Source organism: Psychrobacter cibarius, assembly GCF_016107535.1.
GTDB lineage: Bacteria > Pseudomonadota > Gammaproteobacteria > Pseudomonadales > Moraxellaceae > Psychrobacter > Psychrobacter cibarius.
The window spans coordinates 1-26,464 of sequence record NZ_JABASQ010000006.1 but is presented as its reverse complement, the minus strand read 5'-3'; the positions used below and the strand labels follow the sequence as shown (position 1 = coordinate 26,464).

Sequence of the window (26,464 nt, the reverse complement as noted above, 5' to 3'; positions counted from 1 at the left end):
TAAAATTTGCTATCTCCAAGCTATTATAAGTATATTTTTTCTGCGTTTTTTCGCTTTAACTGAAGGGTTTGTCTATGTCAACGTCAGCGCCTATTAACCGTCGCCTTACCAAAAAAATATATGTCGGTGATGTCGCGATTGGTGGTGATGCGCCGATTAGTGTGCAGAGTATGACCAATACAGATACTTGCGATGTGGCAGCAACTGTCGCTCAAATCGAACGCTGCGTTGAAGCTGGTGCGGATTTGATGCGGGTGTCGACGCCAACGATGGATACGGTCAAAGCTTTTGGCGAAATTCGTAAGCTGGTCAGTGTGCCTTTGATTGCAGATGTGCATTTCGACCACAAGATTGCGTTAGCAGTTGCTGAAGCAGGGGCTGACTGTCTGCGTATTAATCCAGGTAACATCGGTAGCGATGCCAAAGTACGTGAAGTGGTCGCCTGTGCCAAATATTACAACATCCCTATTCGTATCGGTGTCAATGCAGGCTCGCTCGAAAAAGACATTCAGCGCAAATATACCGAGCCAACTGGCGAGGCGATGCTTGAATCAGCCATGCGCCATATTGATATATTAGATCGTCTAAATTTTGATCAATATAAAGTATCGGTTAAAGCCAGTAATGTGTTTTTGACCTTGGATGCGTATCGCCTGATTTCTGCCGAAATTGATAATCCGCTGCATTTAGGCGTCACCGAGGCAGGCGTTTATCGTACGGGCGCAGTTAAATCCGCGATTGCACTTGGCGGTTTATTATTAGATGGCATCGGTGATACCATCCGTATCTCACTGGCGGCAGAGCCTGAAGAAGAAATTAAAATCGGCTTTGATATTTTAAAATCGCTCAATATACGTTCTAATGGTGTCAACTTTATTGCGTGCCCAAGCTGCTCGCGCCAAGAGTTTGATGTGATTCGAGTTATGACGGCTTTAGAGTCGCGCTTAGAAGACATTCGTGAACCAATGAATCTGTCTGTGATCGGCTGTAAAGTAAATGGTCCTGGTGAAGCGAAAGAGGCCGATATTGGCATTGTTGGTGCCGCACCAAGATCCTTGGTATATCGTATGGGTGAAAAAAGCCATCTTATCGATACCGACAATTTGGTCGATGAAATAGAAGGTATGGTACGCGCACATGCCGAAGATTTGGCTAAAAAACGCGAGAATGAGATTATCCGCGTAAAATAAAACACTATTATGAGCAAAAAATAAAAGAGACACTTGTTAAAATTTTTAAGGATACGACCGTACCATGATTAAAGCTATCAAAGGGTTTAATGATATTTTGCCTGATCAGTCCGCAAAATGGCTGCATTTAGAAGCGATATTGGCTGAAGTACTGGGCAGATACGGCTTTGAGCATATTCGCTTGCCAATCGTTGAGCAAACCGATTTGTTTGCGCGTGCTATTGGCGGTGCGACTGATATTGTCGAAAAAGAGATGTATAGCTTTAACGATAAATCTGATCCACCAACGCCGTTGGCTCTACGCCCCGAAGGTACAGCAGGTGCAGTACGTGCTGTGATTGAGCACAACTTGCTGCGCGGTGATACGCCTAAATTATGGTATATCGGTCCAATGTTTCGCTATGAGCGTCCACAAAAAGGTCGTTATCGTCAGTTTCATCAAATAGGTGTTGAAAGCTTTGGTAGTGCCTTACCAGACGCTGACGCTGAGCTGATCGCCATGACCCGTTTGATGTGGCAAGAGCTGGGTCTAAAAGATGAGATGCGTTTAGAGCTAAACAGTCTGGGCGAAATTGATGAGCGTCATGCTTATCGCGAAGCATTGGTTGCTTATTTAACCGATAAAAAAGATCAGCTGGATGAAGACAGCAAGCGCCGCTTGACCACCAATCCGCTACGTATTTTAGATAGCAAAGAAGCAAGTACCCAAGCTCTATTGGTAGACGCGCCTAAGCTTGCTGACTTTTTAGGTGAAGAAAGCGTGGCGCATTTTGAGCAAGTACAAGCCTATTTAACAGAGCTGGGTATTAATTTTGAGATCAATCCACACTTAGTACGCGGTCTTGATTATTATAACAAAACGGTTTTTGAGTGGGTGACCGACAAGCTTGGTAGCCAAGCGACCGTTTGTGCAGGCGGTCGTTATGATGGTTTGATCGGGCAACTAAAATCCATTGGTACTGATGGCAATAAGCCAGTAAAATCTGAGCCTGCTGTTGGATTTGCCATGGGGCTTGAGCGTTTATTACTGTTAATGGAAGCAGTTGCGCCGATTGCTGATGTTCCCGCCTGTGATGTTTTTGTGGTTGCGCATCCAGAAGTTTATAGTGCTGGTATTGGCTATGCTCAACGCCTACGCTATAGTCGCCCAGATATTCGGGTGAAAATGGCGAGTGCGACGAGCCTAAAAGCGCAAATGAAGAAAGCCGATAAGTCAGGTGCTGCATTGACCGTTATTATTGCACAGCAAGAGCTGGATGATAATACCCTCAGCGTTAAAGACATGCAGACGGGTGAACAACAGACGGTTGCGACAGATTGGCTGTCGAGTAAAGAAAATTTTATCCGTCAGTAATCGATTGCGGTTTTAGCATTAGCAATTTAATAACACTTTTATCAGGTAAACACATATGGCTCTGACACCCAATTCGCCGAATGCAGACAATTCAATGCAAGCGTTAAAGCAGTATGGCAGCTATATTGTCACTGCGATTTTGTTGGCACTGGCCGCTTATTTCGGTTGGACATATTGGCAGGACAACCATGCGCGCGTAGACACCGTTGCAGCAGATCATTATGCAGACATTCAGCGGTTGAATGAAGAAGTCAGTTTGGCCTCACAAAACCCTGATTTGGAAGCAGAGGCACAAGCAGCACTTGCCCAAAGTCGCATCCAGCTAAATAAAGATATTGATGCGCTAGTTAGCAAGCATGGTGAGTCGGTTTACGCTTGGCAGGCACTGATGATTAAAGCGCGTCAGCAAGTAGATAATAATGAATTTGCCGAGGCAAGTGAAACCCTCAAAAAAGCATTGGCTATTGACTTAGGTGATGCAGGTTTACAGGCAATTACTCGTTTGCGCTATGCGACAACGTTACTGGCGGCGGGCGATACGGATGCTGCATTAGCAGAAGCCAACAATGATATGCCAAGCTCATTTGAAGCCAGCCAACAAGAGTTGTTAGGGGATATTTATTTGGCACAAGACAATAAAGACTCAGCGATCAAGTCTTATAATAATGCTTGGGAGTTGTTACGCAACCGTCAAGAGACGCGTGCAGTATTGGCATTAAAGATGGAGAGTCTGGGCATCGTACCTGAGCCTATCGACGAACCAGTCAGTCTGATTCAAGAGTCAAGTAGTCCTGCACAGCCCTTAGTGGAAGAAAATGCTGCTGCCGAGGTTGCGCAATAATTGTACAGTGACAAGCGCTGTTAACCAATAATAGCGTTTGCGTTCTACCTAATGCCTGATAATTGCTAGTCAATAGCGCGTATCTATAACCGTTCTACAAGCTAAGTGGTGCAGTAAAACAGCATCGGACAGACCACCAGCACTCATTGAATGTGCTTGATGAATACTAATCGCCGATCTTACATTTACTGATAACCAATTTACTAATTAATAATAATTTATTTGTAGTGAGAACTCATAATGACTCAATCTATTCGCTCTAGCAAGATATCAAAAGTTAAAACCATCAAATCGACGGTGATGCATGTGGCAGTATTGGCAGTGATGGGCACTGCATTGATTGGGTGTAATCGCGGTATTAAACCCGTCGTCAATGATCCAGTCAAGCTGGTACAGATTGCTGAGCCTATCAGTGTGTTGCAACCGGTTTTTAGCACAGATATTGGCAATAAAAAAGCCAGTAAGAAAGATCCATTAGACTTGCAAGTAGGTTATGTCAATGGACAAATCGTCACTGCATCGCGCGGTGGGGACTTGACCGGCTTTAACAGTGCAGGCGAACGTTTATGGTCGATCAACGTTGGCGAGCAAATCACGGGCGGCGTTGCTTTAGATGCTTTGAGCCAAACAGCGATTATTAGCACACGCGGCGGTCAAGTGATGGCATTTGATAGTGTGACTGGCGCAAAACGCTGGCAGAAGCAGTTATCAGGATCAGTATTGACACCCGCTTTAATTACCAATAACCGTGTCATTCTATCAGCAAACGATGGCTTTTTACATGGCTTGTCACTACAGACAGGTCAGTCTGTCTGGCAGTTTGCGACGCAAGTGCCAGCCATCAGTGTGCGCGGTAGTGCGGCGCCAACGTTATTAGATAGCAAAACGGCATTATTGGCGACTGCTGATGGTCGTTTACATGCGGTGACGACTGATAGTGGTTTACCGCAGTGGTCAAGACGTGTTGGCGTTGGCACTGGTAGTAGTGAAGTTGAGCGCATGAGTGATGTCGATGGTACGCCGATCGTCGATAAAAACCAGCTATTTGCCATCAGTTATAGTGGTCAGTTATTAGGTATTGATTTGGCTTCGCGTCAAGTCATGTTTGTCAACGAGCTTGCCAGCTTAAAGTCACTTGCTGTAAATAACCAGCAAGTGATTGGTACCAGCTTAGAGGGCAAAGTGGTTGCCTATAATCGCAGTAATGGTGAGGTTCTTTGGGAAAGTGAAGAGCTGGCTTATCGTCATTTAACCAATCCTGTAATGATTGGCAATTATATTGCCGTGGGTGATTTTGACGGCATGGTACACTTATTCGATCCAGCTAGCGGTAAAATCGTTAGCCGTGTACAAACTAAGGGTGCTTTGAGCAGCTTGCAAGTACAAGGCAGCCGTTTAATGACACAGAGCACATCAGGACAGGTTGCTATTTGGCAATTAGCTCGCTAAGCTTTTTATCGGTTAATGCTTACTTAGATAGTATGTTTGATATTATCGTTAAGCCAACTTATGGATTGCAATTTTAGAGAACACAAACGCTGCTTCGTCAGCGTTTAGTGCCTTGTGTAAATTGCTTGTTTAAATACAGGCTTTCGCGTACTCTATGCGACCGATGCGCCGTAGGTGTTATCCATATATATTATTTATTTATCATTTAGTCATCCTATGTACCACTTGCTAATTGTAAAATAGCTGACTATTATTTTTGCTATTGTTTTATCATTCATTTTAATTTGCGGTCAAGAGCAGCTTATTCACGACTACTGTTATATCACTGGTTATAAGAATAACTGTACTGCCCGCCATTGTGCCTTTCACTGAGAGTAACCCATGAGTATCAAGCCTGTGGTCGCCTTAATTGGTCGTCCAAACGTCGGTAAATCCACCTTATTTAATCAGTTCACAAAAAGTCGGCAGGCATTGGTTGCTGATTTGTCAGGACTGACTCGTGACCGTCAGTACGGTGATGCGACCTATGAAGACAAATCTTTTATCGTTGTAGACACTGGTGGTATTGGTGAGGCGGATGACGGTAGCGGCAACATTGATGATTATATGTCTGAGCAGTCGCATACGGCAATTCATGAAGCGGACATCATCGTATTTGTGGTGGATGCTCGTGCTGGTATGATCGGCGCAGATGCTGAGATTGGTAAGTTTTTACACACCCTTGGCAAACCAGTCTATGTGGTTGCCAATAAAGTCGATGGTGCTCACGACGCTGCACCTGCCGAATTTTATGCATTAGGATTGGGTGAGCCATATCCGATGGCGGCAAGTCATGGTCGCGGTGTCGGTAATTTGCTTGAAATATTGACGGCTGATATGCCTGAGCAAGAGAATGTTGTAGAGCCAAAAGGTTTGAAGCTAGCGATCATAGGTCGTCCAAACGTTGGTAAATCGACGCTAGTCAATCGTCTATTGGGTGAAGACCGAGTAGTGGTTTTTGATATGCCCGGTACCACACGTGACAGTATTTATATTCCTTATACACGTGAGGGTAAGGACTACGTCTTAATCGATACTGCTGGTGTACGCCGCCGCGGCAGAATTGATGAAAAAGTAGAGAAGTTCTCGGTCATTAAAACCCTGCAAGCAATCGAGGATTCTAACGTAACTGTTATTGTTATTGATGCGCATGAAGGTATCGTTGATCAAGACTTGCATATGATTGGCTATGCGCTTGATGCGGGTCGTGCTTTAGTTGTTGCGATTAATAAGTGGGATGGTCTGACTGCTGATCAGAAAAATTATATCAAGATTGAGATGGATCGCCGCTTTAACTTTATCCCTTATGTAAAAGTGCATCTAATCTCAGCACTACATGGTACGGGTGTGGGTAATCTATACCCGTCTATCTTGCGTGCTTATAAATCTTCGATGTTTGAAGTATCAACCAATCGTTTGACTCAGATTCTGCAAGATGCGGTGACAGCCAATCCACCACCAACGGTTGCTGGTCGCCGTATTAAACTGCGCTTCGCTCACATCGGTGGTCACAATCCGCCTGTCATTGTCATTCATGGTAACCAAACCAGTGCGCTACCTAAGAGCTATCAGCGCTATCTGGAGAACCAATTCCGTCAAGTATTTAAGCTCGAAGGCACACCGCTCAACGTTGTTCTTAAACAAAATGACAACCCATATGCCAACAAGAGCGATACACCAACCAAAGCGAAGACGCAACAGTTGCGCCAACGCGAGCGTAATCGGGCACAGAAATTTACTACCAAAGATAAGCAGAAATTCACCAATAAAGATAAAAAGCGTTAATTTAGCAAAATGATGATGGTCTTTATATTGTTGTAGTAAATAAAAACTGTTTTATTCTATTATTCATGCTTCTCCGTAATGTGCTATATCATGATGATTATATCGGTCATCATGATATATTAATACGTTGTTAAGTTTTATTAACATGTGATATTTCCCTCACTACTCCTACAAAATACCTGTACTATAATCAAAAGTTTTCTTAACTCAGTTAAGTAATATGAACAACCGTCCCTCTCAAAACATCTCTACGCTTATTTGGCGTTCTGTCGTACAAGCCATTATTTTGGCTGTGTTGGCAGGTTTCTTGATGTCTATCGTTTATGGTTTGTTATACCACTATAAAGAGAAGCGTCAGCATATCCAGCAATTGGCTACCATGTTGACCACCAGTGCATCGACAGCCGATGGTGCTGATATCGTGGCTGAGCAAGTGAGATTCTTGTTAGAAAGTGAACCCAGCATTAGAAGTATTTTATTTTACTCAACACCCAAACCTATTGATGAAGTTAATCAATCCAGAGATGATTGGAAGAATGCCTTATTTGCAGATACTGTCAGCTTCAATTATCCCGTTACCAGTGACGATATCGGTGATGATAGCGCGCTAGATACGTTAAACAGCAGTCAGCAATCGTCCACGACTTTATCAAATGGTGAGCAAGAATCGTCAGCGTCTAGTGAGGCCAATAAAAATAGCGCGTTAGTTGGATATATTAATCTCACTTTAGATGTGAACACCCTGCGTTCACATTGGTTTCGAAGCAATATATTGCTATGGCTTATCACCACGATATTGACGGTACTTTGGGTATTGTACATTCTGCGCAAACTCAAATGGCCAATCAGAGATATTGAAGCTTTGAAAGAAGTCTGTCACATCGTTGTAAAAAACCCAGAGCTTGAGCAGTTACCAGTGATTCCACAGCTTTTTGAATTTCAGGAACTGGTGCAAATCAAGCAAACTTTGGCTGTATTGTTTGATCGTTTACAGAAAGTCCAACAAGATTATGAGGCGCTTGCTATTTTTGAGCAGCAATTACACAACAAAGACGTATCCCTCGATGTGCAGCTGCATAACTTTCAAAGCATGATCACCCATGAGCTGAAAACTTCGCTAAATGCTATCGTAGGCGGTTTACAGCTGTTAGATTACGATACCCTCAATAGAGAACAAAAAGATGCGGTTGAAATTATCAGTGACGGTAGTGATAAATTGGTGTCGTCGCTTGATCATATTATTCAATTGAATCAAATACAGAAAGGTCAGATGAGTATTAATTGTATTGCGTTCAATCCATTGCAGTTAATCGCTGATCTGTTGGCAGAATATGAGCCTATTGCTCGGCAAAAAAGGCTAGAGTTGATTAGCCGTATTCATCATATAGACTATGGTCTGGAAGGGGATGCGGAAAAAATAAAACAAATATTATCGATATTACTGAGCAATGCGATTAAGTTTACTCCAGTGGGGCAGGTGACTATTACGTCGCAATTGACCCATTTTGATAAAAGCAATCGCTGGCAAATTAGTGTTAAAGATACAGGTATTGGTATCGATAGCACTCATATCGATGATATTTTTAATCCGTTTTTCCAAGTGGATTCATCACAAACTCGTCAATATGAAGGCTCAGGTGTTGGTTTGCCAGTCGTCAAGCAAATGGCTCAGCTGATGGGCGCTACTATAGAAGTAGATAGCACGTTAGGGTCAGGCACCCAATTCATGCTGACCATATCGATGACCAATAAACAGCAGTCTCGGCAGCAGCATTTGTTGGCTGGACTGACTATTATTTACTATTATTATCATGAAGTTGGGTTTTTAGCGAAGGAGCTAGAGCGTTTAGGTGCGACTGTCATTTATCGTCAGCATGAAACACTGGTTATAGAGGAGATGAATGTAAGACAGGTGAATATGGTGATGTTTGCGGAAGATATTTTTCCAAGTAAAGCTGAGTCGTTAGCCAAGCGTATTCGTCAATTTGAAAGTGAACATCGGGCTTTATTGGTATATTGGTATCCACCACATCGAGCGAAGCAGTTAGATAGCTTTGAGCATGGTTTGAAAACAGCTGGTGTCGATTACTGTTATAGCGCCACTTATAAAGATAAAGCATTAAGCGACTTGCTTAAGCGCTGGTTGGTATGGACGTAATAAGGTCAAAATATTTGTCACGCTTACCGTACTAACCTCGTTTAATGTAATCCGTTGCCTTTCATTTACTCATTTACTGTAAATAGTTTCGAACATCGTATTTTCGACAAGGGTGCTTGCTTTTAATTTGAAAAATATGATGAATGAGGGCAAGCTTGCTGAGTCTAGTAAATCAGTGTTTATCATAGTTTGATGATGACACTACTTAATAGCAATAATAAAATCTGTGCGGTGAATGAGGACATAAAAAAGACGCCCAGTTTTGAGGCGTCTTTTTTGTCAGTAATGTTCTTGAGAAATAGCTTCTACTAATATTCTCTAAAACAGATTTTGTGCCCAACGTACGACACGCTGCCAAGTGCGGCTCATAAAGCCTGACTGCTCGATATCACTGGTCGCTATAATAGGCACTGAAGCCACCGCTTTACCATCAATAACGGCCATCATTTTGCCAATTTCTTGACCTTTTTTGATGGGTGCTTCTAGGCTCTCAGGAATATCTACCACAGTCGTGATTTTATTTTTTTGCGTTTTGCTGGTTAGAATTTGCAAATTATCCGCAGTGATTAGCTCGACTTCATCAGCTTCACCGAACCAGACCGGAACTTTGCTGACGAATTGTCCGGCAGGTGCTTTGGTGACAGTAGTGAAGTGGCCAAAGCCCCAGTTGAGCAGCTCACGTGATTGATCGGCACGTGCTTGCTGGCTCTCTGTTCCCATAATCACAGAAATCAAGCGCATGCCATCACGATTGCTTGAAGCCGCTAAGCAATAGCCTGCGGCATCAGTGTGACCAGTTTTCAAACCATCAACGGTAGGGTCAGTTGCAAGCAGAGCATTACGGTTACCTTGAGTAATACCGTTATAGGTGAACTCTTTTTCTGCATAAATACCATAATAGTCGCCGCTATTCTTGATAATAGCACGTGACAATTTGGCCAAATCTAGTGCTGATGCCTCATGCCCTTCGTCAGGCATACCAGTAGAGTTGACGAAATGAGTATTTTTCATACCAAGTTTTTCTGCTTGCTCATTCATCAAGATAGCAAATGAGGCTTCGCTACCAGCGATATGCTCAGCCATAGCTTTTGAGGCATCGTTACCTGATTGGATAATAATACCGCGTAGCATGTCGATAACGCTCGCAGATTTATTTACCGGCACATACATGCAAGACTGGCTGTTACTACCACGACACCAAGCATTTGGACTCATTATGACTTGGTCATCTTCTTTGAGGTCGCCTGATGCTAAGCGCTGCTCAATAATGTAGCTGGTCATCATTTTTGTCAAAGACGCTGGCGGTAGCGACTCATTGGCGTTCTTTTGTGCCAAAATCTCACCAGTATTATAATCCATCAATACATAGGCGGTATTATCCATCTCAGGCGGCTGGATGGCTGCGTTTGCCATCACTGCACTCATAGAGATACTCACACCGACTACCAGCTGCACCAGCTGATTTTTTACACGCTTTACTGTCATATATCGTTACACCGCATCATGAAACCAAATGTATCTACCGCTTATACCTTGCACTAAATCTTAAGCATCATTTTAAGTAGCCTGTCTTAAACATTCTGTTTAAAAACAATGTATTAATAAGAGTGGTGATGGCTGAGCGACAGACATAAAATTAACGCCTTATCTTAGCAAAATGCCAACCGATGGGGAATCGATAAATGTAAAAAAAGACCCGATTAAAAAGAAAGAGTGGTAAGAAGTAAACGTTTGCTCAGACTAGGAACGCCACAGTGTCTCGAATAGAAATAATTCGACTGTCATAAAAAAGCTTACGGTCATCCTGTTGGTATAAACAGAATTAACGTAAGCTTTTTTGTTACTTATAAGCCTGATGAACAAGCTTATAAGGTGTCGCTAAATAGCCCATAATCAGCGTTCCAAGACAGATAATGCCATGATTTATTGTCATTAATTATAGCTGACTTTATCAATTTAGAATCAATGCTGGGGCATAGCTATTGTAGGGAAGACGATAGGATGTATGATAAGTAAGTCAATTATAATGTTGTAATTGTTGAGCTTAATTATGATATTCCACTACTGGTATTCAGCATTCGCCAAATCTTCGCATAAAGCTTTGTTGTCTTGTTTAGAGAAGCCCATTGTCCAGCTACGAATGCCTTGTAATATCTGGCGATAATCTTGCTGAGTGGATAGATATTGAATCGCAGCTTTTGGATCTTCTAAAGACGGCATCAACTCGTGAAGCTGCACGTTATAAGATTTATAAAAGCGCTGTTTTTGTTTGCCATTGAGCATCGGTGGACATATCTCTGATAGCACTTGCATGACCGCAATTTCATGTTTAGTAACATTGATGCCAGACATATCTAGAGGTATGGTTGTAGCAGAATTATTCGCCGCAAAGGATGCTTGAGACAACATGGCAACAGACGTTACCAGTCCTGCAAGACTAATTTTGGACGCCGTCTTTGCTATCACAGAAGCTATAGATAATATCGATTGATTTTTCATGCAGTATTACACTCGCTTATCTTTAATTAATGGTGATATGTTAATGGGTAAAAAAACAAAAGTCACATAAAATATTGATTTATGTGTAGATATCTTGTGAGCCAAAGCTCTTTTTGAGCAACATATCAGCAGCATAGACGCATAAGTTACGTCAGCATAAAAATATAAGTTTGTATTGTTGTAAGGTGTTGCCTATTGTAACGTCAAGCCAAGTTTTTTGCTGTTATTGATGCAGATATCATCGTGATAAAATTATAAATTGGATAGATTCTGCGCAAAGACTGGGTTCGTGTCAGCGTATTATTAGGGTATAATCGCCCAAAATTATGGTGGCATCCGCGTTTTGCTATATCAATTATCAATTTTTTCATATCCATGCTGCGATATAAACACAGTATTATTTTATTTGATCGCGGTATGGCTTTTTAACTTTGATAGTAAGTTCAGCTACCATTTGACGCTCGCTAAATGCTGTGTATAAATACTATTTATGCAGAAAAAGTCAATGTAGATGTCAGCATCAACAGTATAATCACACAATCTAACCACCATTTTCGGGTCTGATTATAGCAATTTTATGCGGCTAAAGTTCATAAGTGGACAGGCGGTCATTAATGAGTATATTGAGTGAGAATGAAATTTTTAATTAGTAATGATGATGGGGTTTATGCACCAGGTTTATTGGCATTATATCAAGCCCTGTCTGCTATTGCAGAGGTGGTAGTGGTTGCGCCAAATAGTGAGCAAAGTGGCTGCGCGAGTGCTTTGAGCCTATCGATGCCATTATATATTCATCAATTGGATTCTGGTTTTATAGCGGTAAATGGTTCGCCCGCGGACTGTGTACATTTGGCATTACATGAGTTATATCCTGATACGCGTTTTGATTGTGTGATTACTGGTATCAATTCTGGCGCCAATCTTGGTCAAGACGTTTTATTTTCGGGTACCTTTGGTGCTGCATTAACCGCACAGCTCTTTGGAATACCTGCCATTGCGACCTCCCTAGTGGGCGGCGGCGTCAATGGAGAAGGGCAAGAGCAGACCAGTCATTATCAAATGGCGGCAGCTGAAATTGTTAAATTATTGATAGAAACACCGATATTAGATGCTTGCAAAAATTTGCCCTATCATGTATTAAACGTTAATATTCCTGATGTGGATAGTGCTGATGAGATCAAAGGTCGGAAAATAACGGCGTTAGGGCACCGTCAGATTGCGCGTCCTGTACATCATGTGGTCGATCCACGTGGGCGTGATGCTTATTGGTTGTCGCTACGTAAATGCCCACATGAGTTGCCATTAGAAACTGAAGGTTTGCAGTCCTCCACAACAGATCTGACGGATGATCAAGCGGTAGCGGCGGGTTATATTAGTCTATCGCCAGTGCGCCTGCATCATACGCCAGCAGACACGCTTAAAACGCTGTCGGCGTTAATGCTATAAATTTACGCTGCCAAAATGCGTCAAACAGCTGGTCAATATCCTGATATTATCTGCGCTATTTTTGTTATTTGGCTGCCATTTATCTCATTTTTATCACCATTTTCAAAATGAGGACACGCCTTAAAAAATGGTTTACTATCGAATGATTGATAATGGTATTTGCCAAATACTAAATACTAAACGGTATAAAAGTTAGCAAAATGCTTGTGAGTAACACAAGGAGTTTGTGAGTAACATAAAGAATAGGAAATCTTGTATGAAGAAGCTTATTGCTGGATCGCGCTTTGCAACAGTGGCATTGATAGGTACTTTAACAGCAGCAACGTTAACGATGGTGGGCTGTGCAACCAAGCCTACTTACCAATCAGCCAACCAAGCGGGACCGAAGATTATTACCAATGCACAAGGCGTTCCTAACTACCATCGCGTACAGCGTGGCGATACGGTCAGCCAGATTGCTGAGCGCTATCGTCTCAGTTACCGTCAAATCGGTTCGCTCAATGGTTTGGACAGCAAGTATACGATTTATAGTGGTCAATGGCTTAAGCTGTGGCAAGGTACGCCAGCCGATAACAATCGTTATAACGCGCCTACAACGACACAGCCAACGTACAGACCACCTGTAACGAGCGTGCCTAATAATAGCTCACAAAACCCTGTATACGAAGTGACGGCTAACGCAACGTCAGGCTATGAATATCCAAGTCGCAATCAAGTGACCCGTAACTTTGATGCGGCAGCGGGCACGATGGGTATGTGGTTTGCTGGTAATATAGGTGATCCAGTACTTGCTAGCCAATCTGGCACGGTACTGTACTCGGGCGATGGTTTGCCAGAGTATGGCAATCTTATTATGATTCGTCATAGTGATAATTACATCACCGCTTATGCGCATAATAGTCAGCTACTGGTCAAAGAAGGCGATGCTGTACAGCGCGGTCAGCGCATTGCAAACATGGGTAACAGTGGCCAAACCAATCAGGTCGGCTTAGAGTTCCAAGTGCGCTTAAATGGCAATCCTATTGATCCACGTGCGGTACTAGGGCGTTAAACGTGATGCCAAGTTTTGACTGATTTGGCAAGTTTAGTGGCTTTATTCAGAGCGCTTGAATTTCAGAGTGTTTGAATAAAGCCACCTTAACTAAATCGGTTTATTTGAGTCGCTTTACTTATTCATACTTGAGAATTTTATGATGTTAAAAAAACAATATCTTGCTCTGTTTCCTGCGTTAGTGATGGTTGGGTGTACCAGCCAACAGGCAATGCAAAAACCTAGCAAGCCTGTGCGTCAAGGCAACGTTCAGATTACCCAAACTCAAACCATTCAAGTGAAGCCAGCACCGAAGCCTGTCATCAAGCCGCAGCCAGTGGCAAAGCCAAGCTATAACAGTTTTTCTGATTGGAAGTCGGATTTTTCTATGCGGGCGATTTCATCAGGCCATGATGCAGCGACGGTGCGCCGTTTACTTGATACCGCTTATTTAAATCAGCAAGTCATCTCGCTCGACTCAGGACAGCCAGAGTTTTCTAAGATGCCATGGGAATATGTCGATTCTGCCGTATCTGATGGGCGTGTGAGTACTGGTAAGCGTAAGTTCGCCGAGCAACGGGCATTTTTATCGCAATTAGAATCGCAGTACGGTGTCAATGCAGAAATAATCGCTGCCATTTGGGGCATGGAGTCGTCATACGGCGTGGTGACGGGTAATAGCAGCATACCAAGCTCGCTTGCGAGTCTGGCTTATGATGGTCGTCGCCAAGAGTTTGCCGAAACTCAGTTGTTGTCATTAGCGACGCTATTGCAGCGCGGTGATGTGTCTTGGTCGCAGCTCGATGGTTCTTGGGCAGGCGGCATGGGACAGACGCAGTTTATCCCTGATACTTGGCTGAAGCACGGAGTGGATGGTGATGGTAATGGTCACCGTAATCCGTGGGCAACGGGCGATGCACTGGCGTCCACCGCTAATTATTTGAGCAACTCAGGTTGGGTTAGAGGTCTAGCGCCATTTTACGAAGCGACCATTCCTGCCTCATTCGATTATTCCATGGTTGGTAGTAAGCAGCCTGCCGCGAGATGGGCAGCGATGGGTGTTGATACGATAGCTGATGTTTATTTGGATGCCAATACTGAAATGGAGCTGTGGCTACCAGCTGGCAAGGATGGTCCTGTACTGCTACTCAGTCCAAACTTTGATGTGATCAAGGTTTATAATAACTCATCGAGCTATGCGCTAGGTGTCAGCTTATTGGGTAAAGCGCTTGCAGGACAAGGCGGGTTACAGAAATCATGGCCGCGTTATGAACGTCCATTATCCACAGCTCAAGTACGAAATTTACAGCAGCGTTTGACCAACTCAGGCTATGACACCAAAGGCGCTGACGGTATCGTTGGTACCAATACTCGATTGGCGTTCCAGCGCTGGCAAGCAGACAATGGTCAGACTCCAGACGGCTTTATTACTCAGCGTAGTGCGTCATCGTTAGCTTCGTGGTGAAGCAGGTTGATAGAACTTTTTTTGACTCGTATTAATTCTAATATTAGCGTGTTAAAAGAAATTTTTTAACCATCATTTTTGATGGTAATATCAAATACGATGAGCTTAGTGAATAAAATAAAAAAGTACCCTAATAAGGTGCTTTTTTATTTTACGCTATGATTGTTTTTCAACAGACTTTAATCTTATCAGGTTTTAATAAATAATATGGACACAAGAAGACTGATACTGTGACTGATAAAGGCTACACTGTTTGTTTATCAACGCGCTATCTATAAGAGCTGACATTATATTTGTCTGTTCAATCTTTTAATATTAGATACAATAAATCCTTTATCCTCATAACGAATGGCAACGAGCAGTGACATTATGATAGACCAGTCTCTTATGTCCGATATGCTTAGTCCGTTTTGGGTAAGTATTAAGCTTGCTGGTGTCACTACCATTTGTTTATTACTGTTTGCAACGCCTGTGGCTTATTGGCTCGCTAAGCCTAGCCGTAGGCAAGTTGTGGCACGTCTTAAAGTCTTGCTTATGGGCATCATTGCCATGCCATTGGTTTTGCCGCCTACCGTCATTGGCTTTTATCTTTTATTACTGTTAAGCCCTAGTGTCGGTATTGGTAAATGGCTTAGCGAACATCATATCAGCCCCTTGATATTTACCTTTGAAGGTCTTGTCATTGGTTCGATTATTTACTCATTGCCTTTTTATATTCAGCCTGTCTACGCCCAATTTTTACGTATTCCACAAAGCGTGATGGAAGTGGCACATTTATTGGAGCCAAGCCGTTTCAAACGGTTTCTCAGAGTCGCTCTGCCACAAGCGCGTGTCGGTATTGTGCTCGGCAGCTTAATAAGTTTTGCCCATACTATTGGTGAGTTTGGCGTGGTTTTGATGATAGGGGGTAGTATATCCGATGAGACTAAAGTGGTCTCGATTGCGATATACGAGCAAGTAGAGGCGCTAAATTACGAGGCAGCGCACATGATGTCTGGGATTCTCATCATTATGGGAGTGGTTATGGTGGCGCTGATTGCTAGTGTGAGCCGGCTGAATCAACGCTCATAAGATGGCAGTTAATACCTATAGCTTGAGTTAATGCGTCAAAATTTATTTATCCATTTCTTTTCATCATATCTAAGTCACTTGAGTAGGCAAATAAAGCTGGTGCACCGCCCGTATGCCAAAATAAGACACGATCGGTTTTCTTGATTTTGCCAGACCGAATCATATCTATGAGTCCGCCCATCGCACGACCCGTATAGACAGGATCTAAAAGTATGCCTTCTGTTTGAGCTGTCATCGCAATAGCTTCATTTTCTAATGTACCAACCACGCCATAGCCTTCGCCCACATAATCAGAGTTGAGTATTAAATCGGTTTCTGAAAACTGATAATCGGCACCGATAAGGGCAGCGGTGCTATTGGCAAGCGCGACGCTATACTGATCAAAAGGCACTTTGTCTGTTTCACCTTTATCGATATTGATACCTACGATTTGGGCGGGCGAGTTGAGTATTTTTTTGCCAAGCATCAAACCGGCTTGTGTTGCCCCAGAGCTAGAAGCAAAAACGATATGAGTAAATGATAGGTCCATGCTTTCACGTTGCGATTCTAACTCTTTAAAAGCTTCTACAAACGCTAAAGCACCCAGCTCATTGGAGCCGCCATAGGGTATGACATATGGTTTTTTGCCTTGTTTTGTTAATTGCTCAACGATTTTAGGAATGTCTTCTCCTTTGCGATTGGCGCCTGCCCAGTGAATATGCGATCCAAAAATTTTGTCTAATAAAAGATTGCCACTTATTTGTTCGGGTTCTTCTCCACCCAATACTAAATGGCATTCAAGTCCCAAGCTTGTCGCCGCGGCAGCAGTTTGGCGACAATGGTTTGATTGTGCGGCACCTGCCGTAATCACGCAATCAGCACCTTGAGCAAGGGCATCACCTATGATAAATTCAAGCTTACGGGTTTTATTGCCACCCAATGCCAGTCCCGTGTTGTCATCTCATTTCATAAAAATAGTAGGGCCATCAAGCACTTTACTCAATCTGCTGAGCGCTATCAAGGGAGTGGGGAAGAAGCCCAATGATTGTCTGGGTATGTGGTTATATTCCATATTTTGTCCCTTTTATAATAAAAAAATACTGAATAATTTTGAAACATAGCCATTGATAAAGTCAATTAAAAATGATTGTTTAGCGGCTATAAATAGCCAGTAATTATACGTCGTAACAGCCTTATAAAACGTATGAATGCGTATCCAGCTTGAAAATCAGTGGAATTCTAAGGGTTAATTTATCAAATATAAAATGAAAATCCTCATGCAAGCTGTCAATTTTGCATGAGGACTATTTGTTTTATTAACAAACTATTTATTTTATTGAGAAAGAGTTGAGAGCTGTTTTAGAACTATTCGTCAAACCAATTAGACGGTTAAAAATGAAGCTTCACTAGAGCGCTAGGCACATTTTGAGTTGTATCACTGCCATACTTATTCTTCCAATAGCTATATTCCATACCGACTTCTAAGCGATTATCAATGCCTAATAGTGGTTGTAAGTTGTATTTTATTTGCGGATTGATATGTAGTTGGTTTTTTAAGTCATCGTTGTTAAAAGAGTAGTCTACATAACCATCGACCACAAAATTGTTTTTCTCCCAACCGTAAGTTAAGGTGATTTGCTGGTCATCATCAGTATTATCATTGAAGACATGATATAGGGAAGCAGAGGCATACTTCATACCTGAAATAGGAACATTCAAATCTGCCCCTAGTCCTATCATATAGTTGTCTTGGCTAAAGCCTTTGCTGTTCGAGCCAAACTCATATTGCCCCGCTAGATTGAGCTGTTTGATAAAGCTATCATCGAAAGTTGTGAGCTTAAGCTTGGGCGCAAACTCACCATAGGTTTCTTTAAATCTATTGTTTTCAATATCATTTGCGCCTTGATGACGATCGACGAAGAAAAATACGCCGCCCCAGCTATGGGTAGATGCGTGCTCCAGAGTGATGGTCGTCAATTCTCCGTCTTTTACCAGCTCATATTCATTACCATACAGTACCGAAAGACTGGTATCGGTGAAAAGCACCTTTGCATGGCTGCTGCTCATCGTACCCAAGGCAACGATCGCGGCTAAAGCGGTGGTTAATGAGCTACTAAAAAACAGTTTTTTCTGAATATTGGTTCTACATAATTGGCTAGCCAGTGGCAGGTTTGCAAATAAGTGATAACGCACAGTAATATTCCTTTATATAGAGTGGGTCATCCTAGCAGGCTGGGTATATGACAGAAGCGCGTTTTAACTTCCTGTCAAAACGGGTCAATACTGCTAAGGATAAAGCGCGGTCAGGTTTCGGTAGCAATCTAAAGTAATGAAGATAAATGCTATCAATATAAGTATTGTCAAAAGTATACAAATGCTCTGTTGGCTATATTATTCGCAATAATTCTTAACACTTTGAAACAGTTAAGCATGTTTTATAATGAGTGACAACCATAAGCTGGCTCAAAATAATGGTCTATCAAGCCTTCTAAGTATTTGATATTAGCTAAGTTTATGATTTTATTAAATTAACTGACTAAATAGTCAGCTTTATTATTTTTGTAAACAAGAAGATGTGTTGAAGTAGCTGGTAGGCTAAACCGCTAGCAACAATTATTACGATTCAGAGTAGTGAAAAGAGCTGGTAGGGTGGTTTACGACAAATGATATGAGAGGCAAGTGAATAGAGGTAAGGCAGAATTAATAGATACAAAAAAACCTCAAGTAAACTAATACTTGAGGCGAAACTTGCTTAAACCTGAGTTTAAATTCGTTTTAGCTTTTTACTAAATATGGCGCAGCGGACGGGACTCGAACCCGCGACCCCCGGCGTGACAGGCTAGACACACCATTTTTCATTAAATGGTATTAAGTAACATTAACCTACAAAGCTTTATACCAAAAGAGCTATAGATGATTTTTTAGTAGGACGTTTAGCGTACTTTAATATATCTCAATAAGGATAAAATATATATTTTGGTCACTACTATAGTGTAATTATTGGGCATTCATAATATATAAATGCCCAATAAATGGGCTTAGTTATTCTAATTACACTGGTCGTTTTGTCTATTCGCCCCCACTCATATCTATGTTGTTACTATAATCTAAGAAGCCGCAGCATAATCCATTAGACTGGATATAGCTGCATTTTTATTCATTCATTCCTTTACGAATCGATACTCCCAAACACCCTCCAAAATTATTTTCCAATTTCGTATTCTTGACACAACCTGTCATACCTCTACGCTACACTAATACTTGACCTGTATTTATGAGTGTTAGCAATGATCTACCTAGAAAAGTTCTTAGGGAAAAGTGTAGAGGCAAGAGACTATTAAGCGATCTCTCTATAACACGGCAACTGCCTCAAAACATTCCTATTTGGTTTGAATTTAATTCCGGCCAACGCATTAATCTGAATAGCAATGTAATTATTGAGGACACAACAGGTTTATACCAGTTTTTGCGACATTGTGGACAACGTACTATTGCTAAACAAATTAATGTGAGCTCTAGGTTTGTACTGGTACCGCGTATTCATGCTCCTATTGTTTTTTATGAAAGGGATTATCATGATTGGCAACTTTAATATTGTGTTACTTCTTTGAATTAGCTTTGCCATGTTAATAACATAAACATCAATAACTTAGATAAACATTGACATAAGAGCATTAAATATTGGTTGAGAAATCTAGATAAAAGTGCATAATTACATTTCTGTATGGTTCATGTAATATTATTATAATTTTTTATACAGTTTGAACCGAGTAAAAGTAATGGGATTAAAAAAGCATGAACGTCTTGCATACCGCTTATCTGATATTATCGTTAGACTCAACAACGGTGAACGGTTAGATATTTTTGAGCTAGCAGATACCTATAAGGTATCTATTCGTACCCTAAAAAGGGACTTTCAAGATCGTCTAACTGTCTTAGATTTTAGTGAAGCAGGTCCACAGTTTTATTGTCTCAATGCAAAAAAAGTTGGATATTTAGATATTACTGATATTAAACGCTTCGCTAACTTTGCCAGCGTCCAAGATCTCCTACCAAAAATTGACCGCCAATTCTTTCAAGAACAACTCAATCAAAGCATATTCGTTAAAGGTTTTGCTTATGAAGACATTAGCGCGCGTACTAATGAATTTAAAGCCATCAATCAAGCCATTACCGACTGCCAATATATTGAATTCGATTACTGTAAAATCGGTGGAAATGTTAGTAACAGTAGCAGCAAACACCATCATTTAGAACCTTATCACCTACTCAATAAAAACGGTATTTGGTATGTAGTTGGCTGTTGCCATGGACAAACGCGGACATTTTGCTTTACCCAAATATCTAACCTGCAAGTCAATAATAAGACCTTTGTATACTCTGAAGATATCAAAGAGAAAATCATTGGTACGGACAGCTTGTTTTTTAGTAATCAAATCAGCGAAATTGTCTTACAAATCGATGCGAAAGTTGCTGGATATTTTGAGCGTCGTGACCTACTACCCAATCAGGAGCTGGTACGAAAGCTTGATAATGGAGACTTACTTCTGATATGCAAAGATATACACCCAAGAGAAGTTGTCCCTATCGTCCAATATTGGATACCACATATCCGTATCATTAGTCCGAGTGAAGTTCAGGAGCAGATGACAAGAGTATTAAGGAATTACTTACATACATAATTAAATACATATAATTGAAATTTTTATTGTTCTTAGGCTTAAACGTATATTCATTCAATGAGTAAGAACAATTTTTTGAACTATAAGATGGAGAGTAAAAAATGAATGCTGAATATTTAAAATTATTAGAAAGCAACTTAAGACAGGTAATGAACATTGCTTGTGATCTTGATAGTTGCAGTAAAGAAACTTTGAAAAAAATTGTTGAAACTTATCGAAAAATTCGCTTGAGTCGTCTATTAGCTAACGAATACTTCGTAGCCATTGGAGGTACACAAGGAGCAGGAAAAACCACTTTGCTAAGCACCATCTACAATGCTGATGATTGGCTTACTTCTAATAGTGGTCGGGGGGAGCAAGTTCCTGTATTTGTTTATGAAAAGCAAGGCATTACAGAAATAACGGCTAGTAAGACTGTTTTTAACACAAAGACAAAAGAAGAGTCTGAGATTGAGTGTGCCAAAGAAGAGTTTAAAAAGATTATTACTCAATGGGAATGCGATGGTAAAGATGATGAACGTGTCGTTTACGTCAAATTATTTGTACCTGTAGTATTCGACATTCCATTTGGTTGGGTGTTACTACCAGGGTATGAGGTGGAAACACATAAAAACTACGCTTGGCAGCAGCTTATGCGCTATGTCATGACTCATGCTCTAGGCGTTATCCTTGTAACTAGTGAAGAAAGACTGGCACATGTGCAAACTGATATTACTGATGACTTAGCAGAAAGCTTAAAATCGCGTCAGCCCGTTATTGCTATTTCTCGTTCAGAAAACTATCGTGATAATGAAGAAAAGATAAGCCAGCTCACTAAACGAGCAAAAGAAGTCTTTAAAGTTTCAGAGGATAAAGTCATTTTTACAGGAACAGATCTGAATAACTGGAAAGATAATTTCGAAAAAGCTGTAATACCTCTATTAGATAAAAACTCTGCTGTAGAAAATAATAAAATTCATACTTTGCTAGAGGTCATTGATAATGATTTATCAGAAGTCATAAACGATCTTGAAGGATTAGCCCTAAATGCTGAGGTTAGAGATAGTAATCAAAACAGCTTAGTAGATAAGCTTATAAAGAAGTTTGATAACTCTGCTAATAAATACAAGCAAGACTTATCAAAGGAGCTTAGTAAAAAAACTACTAAATTGGTAAAAGAAGCAATCGAGCAGGCCCAAAAACAATATGATAATGAAGAATTAGGTCTTATAAATAATACTAAAATAGGCTTTCAGCGCTTCACACTTAATGGCTCAAAAATTGATGATAAACGTAAAGAAAGAGTTAAAGGTAATTTTACTCCTACAGCCGTTATGACTTCGAACTTAGCGGCTATTAATGAAACTGCTCAAAATCAGTTAAACTTAAAGCTAAGTAATCATACACCTAACAACTTATTAGGTTATTCAGATACAAAAATGGACAATTACGAAGACTCTCCAGCAGACTATCATGAGTCAGTTAATGCAGGACTTAGAATATTATTAAGAAAAGAAGAGTTATCTGAAAGTGGTAGCAGCAAGAAAAACCATAACGAAATAATTGAAAAAGCCATTGAGGTACTGCCTGCTGTAGCAATGGAGTATTCTCGCATTGTCCAAATTGCTTATTTACATTCAGATGGAGATACCATTGCTTTAAAAAACAAGATCGAAAATAGCAACCTTGACACAACAGATCTACAAGGATTGATGGCAAATGTCGTTAGAGATACTGATACAACGGCTGAAGGTGTCAAGACAGTTATGGGCATAGTTGGGTCACTAACAGGCTTGGACATGATGGATGGTAAACTTGATGGGCAGATTGATTTTTCAGATAATCCATCGAACAGCAATGATGGATTACAAACAGCTGCGTTACTAGCTACTAGAGTAGCAGGTTTAGCGGTTGCAGTTGGTGCTGTAGCATTCACTGCATATCAAATGTCTAACTCCGTTAATCTAACAGATAAATCAAACAAAACATTTATTGAGGCATATGCACAAGATTTAGGACGCAAAAACGATGCGATGGTAATTAGTGAGTATGATGAGCATATGCAAAAAATATCACAGTATTTACGTTCAAATTTAGAGCAAATGTATGGTATAGGTTCAACTGATACTCAACATCATCTGATGGTTGCACTCAAATATTTAAAAAATGCTCGTAAAGACGTACGGAGAGTATTGAACAATGAACAACTTAACATGGCCTGAAGTTTATCAACATAGATTTGAGTGGGCTAAATCTGCTCATTCAAAGTTTATGCTAAAGTTTGACAACGACCTATATTCAACACGTGAAATCAAAGATCAAATATTTGTTGCTGTTTATGGCGCTTCACAAGTAGGCAAAACATCTTTAATCCTTGAGCTAATAGGCGTACTTCCAGAACACTATAGTACGGTTCAGAATGTTCTTAGAGCAGATAGAGACTATGGAAGATCTGCTACAGCAACAGTAGTTCGCTATCGCGCGTCTAATGACAACTACTGGCATATACATGATGTTAGCGAAAGTAGCAACGATAAGATAAATTTAAATAACAACCAAGCTAAAAAGGTTCTAGCAAAAATTCGTTCCGATATGGAAGTTATGGGAGGTCAATATAATATCGAAGAAATTGACATCAGTATTCCTGAAGAATATTTGAGTAAAAAAAGTGATCGATATAAAGATATTGTCATTCGTGATTTACCAGGAGTTAAAGCAGAAAACAATAATGAGCGCGAATTTGTTACTAAGGCGATTAAAGATAAGATTGAAAAAGCTGATTTGGTGCTATTAGTCACTACTATCGATAACATAGGTTTGGTAGTACAGCCTGAAAACTTAGAATTAGATGAGTTGCAAAAATGGAGGGTTAACCCACAAAGATTTAAGATTGTCTTTACTAAGTTTTATTCAGACGACTCAAGTCTAAGGCTCTGTAACCAACTTCATGAGCAAGAAGGTTCTATAAATAAAGACGATATTCGCACTCATATTCAAGAGCAAATATATACTTTAGATAATGACTGGAAGTGGGATGTAAAAAGCCAACTCTACGCATTAGAGGTGGGAGATAGTTGGTATAAGCTTGCAACAGACCCTAGTGAAAAGCTCCAACCTCTAAAAAGTATTAGAAAGGATTTCTTTGATGAGCTAAACGATGTTATCTACTCTGCTAGCAATCCTATTATCAGGCTTTGTCACGGATATCAAATCGGTAAGATTTCTAAGAATTTTAAATCAGAAAAAAACCAAGAAACTAATATTGATCTGTCTAGGATAGAAAAAGAGATCAAAGATATCGATAATGAAATAAAAGATAGTAATATTAATATCAATAAGCATCAAATATCTATTAATGGCGAGAAAGAAGATTTAAATAACCACATAGTATATATCAGTAATTTCTATAATGACTGTAAAAACAAACTTTCGCATGTAAGACTCGAAAATTTAGAGAAAATCATAAAAGAGCCTAAACAAAAAAATACTAATATGCTAGATGACTATTTACGAAAGAATATTTCAAATATCCAGGATGAGTGGGAATTAATAAAACAAGAAAGTATAGGTAGTATTAATTTGAGTGATTTTCCTCACTTAAGTGATATAGATGATATGCAAGCTCATCTAAACAACTATGCCTTTGAAATCTATTTCTTTCAAGAAAATTATAATAGTGATTTAAATAAAATAAAATCTATTATAGATAAACAGTTAGTAGTTATAAACTATTCGCTAAAAAATTCTTATTTGAAGTATCTAGGATATATAGAATTAGAAAGTAAGAAAAAAATAAAAAAATCTGAAAATATTATTTTAAAGCTAAGAAATAGAGAAAGAGATTTAGTCAAAAAAAGATACCTTTTATACAAAGAAAAGTCGAACTTAGAAGAAAGCTTAATCAGGTTTAACTCTGACCGTGATTTAGAAATAGAAAATAGTAATAACTTCTCTGGGTTTGTCCAGAATGAATTTAAACTAGCCATATCTGATTTTTCAAATCTCGCTAAAGAAGAATCAGATAATATGAGAAAACTATATTGGATAATGTTAATTAGACAATTAAATATTGACTTTAAAGTTGTAGAGGGAAAAAATGAAGGAAAAAATTGATTACGAAGAGTCTTTTGATATATTAGTAGAAGATATATTTGGCAAGATGATAGAAGAAAAAAACTCTAACCAAAAAGAGGAAATGCTTTACGACATCGAACTTCAAATAAACTATACTAAACAAGAGATCTCAAAAAATAGTAGTAAATTAAGTGGGGAAATATGTAGACTTGAAGATTTTATCAAAAATGATATTGAGTTAGAAGATGTAGCAAAAAGGATAAAAAAAATTGATAATAAGTCTCAGGACTTGTTAAAATCTATCGACGAGTATAGTGTTGATACAAAAAATAATTTATCAGACTTAAAGTCATCATTAAAAGCCAGTAATAATGAAAATACTAATAATATTGCTGAAACCCTAAAAAAATATAATCAAGAATTAATTAAGAGTGATGAACTATTAACTAGCTTACTACAGTCTTCAGATCTGAGCCATAAGAATTTAGCTGAAGAAACAATGCAGGCGATTTCTGATGTTAGCCAGTTACTAAACAATAATCTTAATACTTTATTGAGTAATATAGAGGATAACCGTCAGTTTACTGATGATACATATCAGAAATTTATAGAGGTTTTCCAGAGAGAGAAAGAAATATTACTAGAACACTCCTCTAATTTAGAAAAATTATTTTCTGAAAAAAATAGTCATAATTTTAGTAAGTTGTCAGAAGAAATTTCTATTATCAATAAATTGGTTTATAGTAAATACGACTCTTTACTACATCAAATAGATAAAAACAGTCAAATAATAGATGAAAAAACCACTTCAATTAACAAGACTATTGAAGCTAAATATGAACAACTAACCTTTAACCTAAAGTCTACCACGGATGAAGCACTTGTTAAGTCAAATAGTAATTATGACATTACACAGAATAAACTGGATAAAATATCCTTATCAAATAAAATTTTAATTACTTTAAACTGCCTTTGTTTAATAGCAGTTATAGTCGTTATCTTTTTAATGTATAGTTCTTAAAACGTAACTTTTAACTAAATATATTTTAATCGCTGCTTAACTGCTCTGAGCATACTTTATGAAGGTCTATGTAGACTTGGAACCTAATTATGAAAAATACTGATATTTATGACAGTAACCTTAATACTGTTTTGGATAAAGCATCTAACGAAGATCTCGATCCATTAGTTGAATATCTCAGTAAGAAATTTTCTTGTGATCTAGTAGTAGATGCAGTCTATAAAGAGAATTCCCCTAATCATTCAAAATATGCAGATTTAATTGCAAAAGAAATAAGGGATATGGGAGGGAATTCATTCATGAATATGTTTCGAGGCTTCGAAGGGCCGTCATACCATGAAGTTGTATGACCCCTGCTGTCAAATCCGTATAACTAAACTTGGGAGATTTTGATTACGCAGC

19 protein-coding genes are annotated in these 26,464 nt (G+C 39.8%); 15 read left to right on the top strand and 4 right to left on the bottom strand.

Annotated elements, in window-relative coordinates:
• Positions 1-74: 74 nt before the first annotated feature.
• From ispG to JFC08_RS05935, 6 genes are all read left to right on the top strand, one after another.
• Positions 75-1,190: a flavodoxin-dependent (E)-4-hydroxy-3-methylbut-2-enyl-diphosphate synthase gene (ispG, locus tag JFC08_RS05960; protein ID WP_198330075.1), complete on the top strand. Its 1,116-nt coding sequence runs from the start codon at positions 75-77 to the stop codon at positions 1,188-1,190.
• A 64-nt stretch (positions 1,191-1,254) separates the two neighbouring features.
• Positions 1,255-2,544 carry a histidine--tRNA ligase gene (hisS, locus tag JFC08_RS05955; RefSeq protein ID WP_198330074.1) on the top strand — a complete coding sequence of 430 codons (1,290 nt, stop codon included), beginning with the start codon at positions 1,255-1,257 and terminating at the stop codon, positions 2,542-2,544.
• A gap of 55 nt (positions 2,545-2,599) precedes the next feature.
• Positions 2,600-3,385: a YfgM family protein gene (locus JFC08_RS05950; RefSeq protein ID WP_198330073.1), complete on the top strand. Its 786-nt coding sequence runs from the start codon at positions 2,600-2,602 to the stop codon at positions 3,383-3,385.
• Positions 3,386-3,625: 240 nt separating this feature from the next.
• The gene (gene bamB, locus JFC08_RS05945) at positions 3,626-4,834 is read left to right on the top strand and encodes an outer membrane protein assembly factor BamB (protein WP_198330072.1); all 1,209 of its coding nucleotides are present in this window, start codon (positions 3,626-3,628) and stop codon (positions 4,832-4,834) included.
• 381 nt (positions 4,835-5,215) lie between these two features.
• On the top strand, positions 5,216-6,658 hold the full coding sequence (der, locus tag JFC08_RS05940) for a ribosome biogenesis GTPase Der (RefSeq protein WP_055124475.1): 1,443 nt from the start codon (positions 5,216-5,218) through the stop codon (positions 6,656-6,658).
• Between the two features lie 220 nt (positions 6,659-6,878).
• Positions 6,879-8,816 carry a sensor histidine kinase gene (locus tag JFC08_RS05935; RefSeq protein ID WP_198330071.1) on the top strand — a complete coding sequence of 646 codons (1,938 nt, stop codon included), beginning with the start codon at positions 6,879-6,881 and terminating at the stop codon, positions 8,814-8,816.
• Positions 8,817-9,134: 318 nt separating this feature from the next.
• Here JFC08_RS05935 and JFC08_RS05930 read toward each other — a convergent pair whose 3' ends face one another.
• Positions 9,135-10,301 (bottom strand): D-alanyl-D-alanine carboxypeptidase family protein, encoded by a 1,167-nt coding sequence (locus JFC08_RS05930; protein ID WP_198330070.1) that lies wholly within the window; start codon positions 10,299-10,301, stop codon positions 9,135-9,137.
• 576 nt (positions 10,302-10,877) lie between these two features.
• On the bottom strand, positions 10,878-11,315 hold the full coding sequence (locus JFC08_RS05925) for an MCR_0457 family protein (RefSeq protein ID WP_045444876.1): 438 nt from the start codon (positions 11,313-11,315) through the stop codon (positions 10,878-10,880).
• Between the two features lie 633 nt (positions 11,316-11,948).
• Between JFC08_RS05925 and surE the strand changes: the two genes are divergently transcribed.
• The 4 genes from surE to modB all read left to right on the top strand — a co-directional run bounded on the left by surE (position 11,949) and on the right by modB (position 16,327).
• Entirely contained in the window at positions 11,949-12,761 is an 813-nt protein-coding gene (gene surE / locus JFC08_RS05920) for a 5'/3'-nucleotidase SurE (RefSeq protein ID WP_198330069.1), read from the top strand.
• 256 nt (positions 12,762-13,017) lie between these two features.
• Positions 13,018-13,812, top strand: coding sequence for a M23 family metallopeptidase (locus JFC08_RS05915; RefSeq protein ID WP_055124472.1), 795 nt, complete (start codon positions 13,018-13,020; stop codon positions 13,810-13,812).
• 139 nt (positions 13,813-13,951) lie between these two features.
• Positions 13,952-15,256 carry a lytic murein transglycosylase gene (locus JFC08_RS05910; RefSeq protein WP_055124471.1) on the top strand — a complete coding sequence of 435 codons (1,305 nt, stop codon included), beginning with the start codon at positions 13,952-13,954 and terminating at the stop codon, positions 15,254-15,256.
• 369 nt (positions 15,257-15,625) lie between these two features.
• On the top strand, positions 15,626-16,327 hold the full coding sequence (modB, locus tag JFC08_RS05905) for a molybdate ABC transporter permease subunit (protein WP_198330068.1): 702 nt from the start codon (positions 15,626-15,628) through the stop codon (positions 16,325-16,327).
• Between the two features lie 46 nt (positions 16,328-16,373).
• Here modB and JFC08_RS05900 read toward each other — a convergent pair whose 3' ends face one another.
• Both JFC08_RS05900 and JFC08_RS05895 read right to left on the bottom strand, forming a co-directional pair.
• The gene (locus JFC08_RS05900; protein WP_244656516.1) at positions 16,374-17,246 is read right to left on the bottom strand and encodes a D-cysteine desulfhydrase family protein; all 873 of its coding nucleotides are present in this window, start codon (positions 17,244-17,246) and stop codon (positions 16,374-16,376) included.
• Between the two features lie 449 nt (positions 17,247-17,695).
• Positions 17,696-18,499 carry a DUF5020 family protein gene (locus JFC08_RS05895; RefSeq protein WP_244656515.1) on the bottom strand — a complete coding sequence of 268 codons (804 nt, stop codon included), beginning with the start codon at positions 18,497-18,499 and terminating at the stop codon, positions 17,696-17,698.
• A gap of 1,586 nt (positions 18,500-20,085) precedes the next feature.
• Between JFC08_RS05895 and JFC08_RS05890 the strand changes: the two genes are divergently transcribed.
• The 5 genes from JFC08_RS05890 to JFC08_RS05870 all read left to right on the top strand — a co-directional run bounded on the left by JFC08_RS05890 (position 20,086) and on the right by JFC08_RS05870 (position 26,412).
• Entirely contained in the window at positions 20,086-20,988 is a 903-nt protein-coding gene (locus JFC08_RS05890; protein WP_198330067.1) for a helix-turn-helix transcriptional regulator, read from the top strand.
• 101 nt (positions 20,989-21,089) lie between these two features.
• Positions 21,090-23,189 carry a hypothetical protein gene (locus JFC08_RS05885; protein WP_198330066.1) on the top strand — a complete coding sequence of 700 codons (2,100 nt, stop codon included), beginning with the start codon at positions 21,090-21,092 and terminating at the stop codon, positions 23,187-23,189.
• Complete coding sequence (locus tag JFC08_RS05880; protein ID WP_198330065.1) at positions 23,167-25,080, top strand: dynamin family protein; 1,914 nt, start codon at positions 23,167-23,169, stop codon at positions 25,078-25,080. Before JFC08_RS05885 ends, JFC08_RS05880 begins: the two co-directional genes overlap by 23 nt.
• Positions 25,064-26,062 (top strand): hypothetical protein, encoded by a 999-nt coding sequence (locus JFC08_RS05875; RefSeq protein WP_198330064.1) that lies wholly within the window; start codon positions 25,064-25,066, stop codon positions 26,060-26,062. The genes JFC08_RS05880 and JFC08_RS05875 overlap by 17 nt, the downstream gene beginning before the upstream one ends.
• 89 nt (positions 26,063-26,151) lie before the next feature.
• Entirely contained in the window at positions 26,152-26,412 is a 261-nt protein-coding gene (locus JFC08_RS05870) for a hypothetical protein (protein ID WP_198330063.1), read from the top strand.
• Positions 26,413-26,464 lie beyond the last annotated feature (52 nt).